A 5,055-nucleotide genomic window follows, 5' to 3' on the forward strand; every position below is an offset into this window, starting at 1 on the left:
ATGAAGCTCAACGCCACCGCCGAGATGATCCCGGTGACCTGGCCGGAGTTCGGCAACCTGCATCCGTTCGTACCGGCCGAGCAGGCGCAGGGCTACCAGGAACTCATCGCGGGCCTGGAAGCGATGCTGGTGGAGGCCACCGGCTACGACGCGGTCAGCCTGCAGCCCAACTCCGGCGCACAGGGCGAGTACGCCGGCCTGCTGGCGATCCGCGCCTACCACGCGTCGCGCGGCGAGGGCCACCGCAACATCTGCCTGATCCCGGAATCCGCGCACGGCACCAACCCGGCATCCGCCAACATGTGCGGGATGAAGGTGGTCGTCACCAAGTGCGACGCCAACGGCAACGTGGATGTCAACGACATTCGCGCACAAGCTGAAAAGCATTCGGCCAACCTTGCCGCGATCATGATGACCTACCCGTCCACCCACGGCGTGTTCGAAGAAGACGTGGTGGAGATCTGCGAAATCATCCATGCGCATGGCGGCCAGGTGTACACCGACGGCGCCAACATGAACGCGCTGGTGGGTCTGGCCAAGCCCGGCAAATGGGGTTCGGACGTCTCCCACCTCAACCTGCACAAGACCTTCTGCATCCCGCACGGCGGCGGCGGCCCCGGCGTCGGCCCGTGCGCGGTGAAGGCGCATCTGGCACCATTCCTGCCCAAGGCGTTTGGTGAACATGGCGTGCGCACGGCAGGCACTGGCAATGGCGCGATGGTGAGTGCCGCCAGCTTTGGCAGCGCTTCGATCCTGCCGATCAGCTGGATGTACATCGCGATGATGGGCCGCGACGGCCTGCGCAAGGCGACCCAGGTGGCGATGCTCAACGCCAACTACATCGCCAAGCGGCTGGCCCCGCACTTCCCCACCCTGTACACCGGCCGTAATGGCCTGGTGGCACACGAGTGCATCCTCGACCTGCGCCCGCTGGAGAAGCTCTCCGGCATCAGCGCCGAAGACGTGGCCAAGCGCCTGATCGACTTCGGCTTCCACGCGCCGACCCTGAGCTTCCCGGTCGCCGGCACATTGATGGTGGAACCCACTGAGTCCGAATCCAAGCACGAACTCGATCGCTTCATCGACGCGATGATCCAGATTCGTGCCGAGATCCAGGACGTGATCGACGGCAAGTTGGACCGCACCGACAATCCGCTCAAGCACGCTCCGCACACGGCAGTGCAGGTGTCGGCCAGCGCGTGGGCGCATGCCTACCCGCGCGAGCTGGCCGCATTCCCGCTGCCGGTGCTCAAGCAGGTCAAGTACTGGCCGCCGGTGGCGCGCGTGGACAACGTGCACGGCGACAAGAACGTGATGTGTGCTTGCATCCCGGTGGATGCGTACAAAGACTGACAGTACGCTCGGGGGCAGCAGTCATGGTACCGAACAGACTGTGCGTGATGCGGTGAGGACATTCCCCGATTGACTACGCGCAATTGCGGATTGCAGTGATCGCAACCATCGGGATCTGCCGATGCTGCTTCACCAGCCTGCTCATGACGGCAACCGCATCCGGTGCACACGGATGCGGTTGCCCGGAGCATCCGGGTGGGTGCGTTGCAAGCCGGGCAAGGCAATCCCGGCAGACGCTGGGTGATGACGATGCATCCAAAATCGGCAAGTCTTCGTACCCTGATCCTGTGTTGTATTGCATGAGGCGGTTAACGCTGTGTCCACCGCAATTGTCCTATTCCGGCGTGACCTCCGGCTGGCAGACAATCCTGCTCTGGTCGCAGCGTGCGCCAAGCATGACCGGATCCTGCCGACCTACATCCATGCTCCCGATGAGCAAGCCCCATGGGCACCCGGTGCCGCCAGCCGCTGGTGGCTGCACCACGGGTTGGAAGCGCTGCACGGCCAGCTGGCGGCGCAAGGCGGCGATCTGCACCTGTTGGCCGGCGACACCCTGGATCATCTGCGCGCTCTGATTCGTGCCACCGGCGCCATCGCCATCCACTGGAACCGCCGCTACGAGCCGGCGGGCATCGCCAGCGACACTGCACTGAAGGCGGCGCTGCACGAAGACGGCCTCGACGTGCACAGCCACGCCGGCCACCTCTGGCGCGAGCCGTGGACGCTGGCCACCGATGCGGGCCCGCCATACCGGGTGTTCACCCCGTTCTGGCGCAAGCTGCGCGCCAGCCTGCCGGATCCGAAGCCGCTGCCAGTGGCGCACGCACGGGAATGGCTGCGCCTGCCCGGCAGCCTGCCGACCGCAGCGCTGGGGCTGCTACCCACGATCCGCTGGGACGCGGGACTGGCCAGCAGCTGGACCCCCGGTGAAGCCGGTGCGCACGAACTGCTGGAAATCTTCGCCGACGATGCCGTGGCGGATTATGCGAAAGGCCGCGACCTGCCGGCACGCCACGGCACCTCGCGCCTGTCGCCGCATCTGCATTTCGGCGAAATCACCCCGCGCCAGATCCAGCGCATGCTGCAGGACCGCGCAGCGGCCACCGATGCGCGTCGGCGCCCTGACCTGGAACCCTATCTGCGCGAGCTGGGCTGGCGCGAATTCGCCCACCACCTGCTGTACCACTTCCCGCACACGCCCAACGCCAACTTCAACCCGCGCTTCGATGGCTTCCGCTGGGCTGCCGCCGACGAGATGTTGCTGGAACGCTGGCGGCGCGGCCGCACCGGCATCCCGCTGGTCGATGCCGGCATGCGCGAGCTCTGGCACACCGGCTGGATGCACAACCGCGTGCGCATGGTGGTGGCCAGCTTCCTGACCAAGAACCTGCGCCAGCACTGGCAGCACGGCGCCGGCTGGTTCTGGGACACGCTGGTGGATGCCGACCTGGCTAACAACACGCTGGGCTGGCAGTGGGTGGCCGGTTGCGGCGCCGACGCGGCGCCCTACTTCCGCGTGTTCAATCCCTACCTGCAGGCGGCGAAGTTCGATCCCGAGGCTGTCTATCTCAAACGCTGGCTGCCGGAATTGGCGGGGCTGCCGGCAAAGGTGATCCATGAGGCCTGGCGTCACCCGTCGGTGTTCGCCGGCAAGGGCTACCCTGCCCCGATGGTGGATCTGGGCGCCTCGCGCGATGCCGCGCTGGCGGCGTGGAGCGCGTTGGCGGACTGATCAGACCTGCGCCGCCACCGCCGAGGACAGCACCACCGAAGACCGCATCGGTGCCGCGCTCGGCATCACTGGCCCCACGCTTTCGAATGCAAGCTGATACGCGCAGTACGCACGATCGGATACACACCGCCGCGGGCCTGCTGCATCCGATTCCGGCGGGACTGCGTACAGGCCGCATCTCAAACTATTGCCTTGCCGCCATGCGCAGCCTTGTTGCCTCCGCCCTGCCCCTCCTGCTGACGCTCTTGCTGACCGGCTGTGCCGAGGCCCGCCCCCCCATCCCGACCGTGCAGAACGTCGACCTGCAGCGCTTCATGGGCCGCTGGTACGTGATCGGCATCCTTCCCACCCGGCTGGAACGCGGCAACCACAATCCGGTGGAAACCTATCAGTTGGATAGCAAGGGCAATGTCTGCACTTGGTATCGCTACCGGCCGGATGCGGCCAATGCGCCGGTCAAATTGCTGCAATCCACCGGGTTGGTCGTGCCCGGCACCGGCAATGCGGAATGGAAAATCCGCTTCTTCGGCCTGTTCAAGGCCCAGTACAAAGTGGGCTGGCTGGCAGAAGACTACAGCCAAGTGATGATTGTGCGGGATGCCCGCGACTACCTCTGGTACATGGCACGCACGCCCTCGGTATCAGAAAGCGACTATCAGGCGATGCTGGTGCGTGCTGGCGCACTAGGCTACGACGCAAGCCGCATCGAACGTGTGCCGCAACACTGGCCAGAGACGGATGTTGGCAAGGATACGTTCCAAGGGGCATGCAAATGAGGTATCTGGTCCTCGCGCTGGCGCTGGCGATGCCACTGGTGGGCTGGCTGTCCAACAGCGGATGGCTGGGCCCGACCAACGGCGAGATCTCCAATCGCTACCCCACGCTGATCGTGGCGGCCGGCTACGCCTTCGCTATCTGGGGGCCGATCTTCCTGCTGGATGGGGTGTTCGGCATTGCCCAGGCCGGCGTGCGCGCGCCCGACGCGCGCCTGCGTCGCATCCGCGTGCTCACCGCAATCGGATTCGCGCTGACCTCGCTGTGGATGGTGGTATTCACCCTGCAATGGTTCTGGCTGGCGCTGGCGGTCATCTGGGGCAGCCTGGCTTGCCTGCTGGGCGCAGCGTGGCTGGCGTCGCATACAAGCCAACACCGGCGCGGCCCATGGTGGCAATGGCTGCCGCTATCACTGCACGCCGGATGGGTCTCGCTGGCGGTGTTCCTCAACGTGGCGCAGGTGGTGGTCGCGTTCGAGCTGCTGTCGATCGAGCGGATGCTGCCGTGGACGCTGGTGCTGTTCGCGCTGGCCGGGCTCCTGTTGCTGGCCGTGGTGGTGAAGCTGCGCGGCAACCCGTGGTACGCGCTGGCGGCCGTGTGGGGCCTGCTGGGCGTGCATGCCCGGCAGCAGGCGTCCGATCTGCCCGGCGCCGACATGGCCGCCAATGTCGCGCTGGTACTGGCCGTGCTGGTGGCGCTGACCGCACTGGTCGCAGGCGCCATGGGCTGGCGCGAACGCCGCAAGCTCCGCACGGGATGAATGACCAGCCTGCGCCTGCTGCTGGCCGATCTCGATGCGCTGTCAACACACCACTGCATCCAACCCCGTCGCTGCCGCGTAAGTACTGCCATGCCGCACTGCCGCAGATGGCCTGCGCCCAGCCAGTGTCCCCCTTCCCCAGCCTTCGAGGCCCCTCCATGTCGCAGCCCTTGCGGGATCCCGCATCCATCCATCACCTGGCGCTGCTGCCGGCGTCGCAGCGCGTCCGCGATCGCCTGCGCAGTGCCGGCACCCGCTTTCATGCCAACGACAACATCGCCGATTTCATTGAAGACGGTGAGTTGGTCGCCATCGAATCCGAGGTGGCGGCCAAGGCGGAAGAAATGCTGAGAGCACTGGTCATTGATGTCGACAACGACCACAACACCCGCGACACCGGCCGCCGGCTGGCCAAGATGTTCGTGCGCGAGCTGTT

At 66.1% G+C, this 5,055-nt stretch carries 4 protein-coding genes and 1 pseudogene; all 5 read left to right on the forward strand.

Annotated features, from left to right (window positions below; all coding sequences use genetic code 11):
- A partial coding sequence (locus tag QWB57_RS02920) for an aminotransferase class V-fold PLP-dependent enzyme (RefSeq protein WP_288968266.1) occupies positions 1 to 1,353 on the forward strand: 1,353 nt, incomplete at its 5' end.
- A gap of 316 nt (positions 1,354 to 1,669) precedes the next feature.
- Positions 1,670 to 3,085 (forward strand): deoxyribodipyrimidine photo-lyase, encoded by a 1,416-nt coding sequence (locus tag QWB57_RS02925; RefSeq protein ID WP_288968267.1) that lies wholly within the window; start codon positions 1,670 to 1,672, stop codon positions 3,083 to 3,085.
- Positions 3,086 to 3,285: 200 nt separating this feature from the next.
- Positions 3,286 to 3,861 (forward strand): lipocalin family protein, encoded by a 576-nt coding sequence (locus QWB57_RS02930; protein ID WP_223628102.1) that lies wholly within the window; start codon positions 3,286 to 3,288, stop codon positions 3,859 to 3,861.
- Positions 3,858 to 4,619 carry a hypothetical protein gene (locus QWB57_RS02935; RefSeq protein ID WP_223628100.1) on the forward strand — a complete coding sequence of 254 codons (762 nt, stop codon included), beginning with the start codon at positions 3,858 to 3,860 and terminating at the stop codon, positions 4,617 to 4,619. The genes QWB57_RS02930 and QWB57_RS02935 overlap by 4 nt, the downstream gene beginning before the upstream one ends.
- A gap of 158 nt (positions 4,620 to 4,777) precedes the next feature.
- Positions 4,778 to 5,055: pseudogene (locus QWB57_RS02940) on the forward strand (hypothetical protein); the annotation flags it as partial.

This window comes from uncultured Thermomonas sp., assembly GCF_937872235.1.
Classification (GTDB): Bacteria; Pseudomonadota; Gammaproteobacteria; order Xanthomonadales; family Xanthomonadaceae; genus Thermomonas; species Thermomonas beijingensis.

Excerpts from the sequence above, each read along its gene's own strand:
- QWB57_RS02930 (WP_223628102.1), top strand. The coding sequence starts at position 3,286 with ATGCGCAGCCTTGTTGCCTCCGCCCTGCCCCTCCTGCTGACGCTCTTG.
- QWB57_RS02935 (WP_223628100.1), top strand. The coding sequence starts at position 3,858 with ATGAGGTATCTGGTCCTCGCGCTGGCGCTGGCGATGCCACTGGTGGGC.